The following is a 244-nucleotide window of genomic DNA, read 5'->3' as shown; positions in this document are numbered from 1 at the left end:
CGGCACTGTCATTACTATCCGCCAACAGTCTATCAGCAGCTTTGATTTGGATACGCAACAGGTCCAACTGATTCTGAGCTTGGCTACTAGCCTTAACTCTAGGCTCTGGCAGCATCTGCTGACTCATGGCAAATAGACGATCGTCCATTTCGTTTAATCGACTGATTACTTGCTCATTACTCTGCAAACGATCGTTGACACTATGCTGAAAGCGCTGCTGACTAATATATAGCCACAATAATGC

At 45.1% G+C, this 244-nt stretch carries 1 protein-coding gene; it reads right to left on the bottom strand.

Annotation, left to right across the window (positions count from 1 at the left end):
• The coding region (locus SB772_RS44550) for a hypothetical protein (RefSeq protein WP_410839096.1) at positions 1–244 on the bottom strand (244 nt) is incomplete at both ends.

It is taken from the genome of Paraburkholderia sp. SIMBA_030, from assembly GCF_046535245.1.
Classification (GTDB): domain Bacteria; phylum Pseudomonadota; class Gammaproteobacteria; order Burkholderiales; family Burkholderiaceae; genus Paraburkholderia.
Note: the sequence above shows the minus strand (reverse complement) of the source record. Positions and strands in the feature narration are given on the sequence as shown.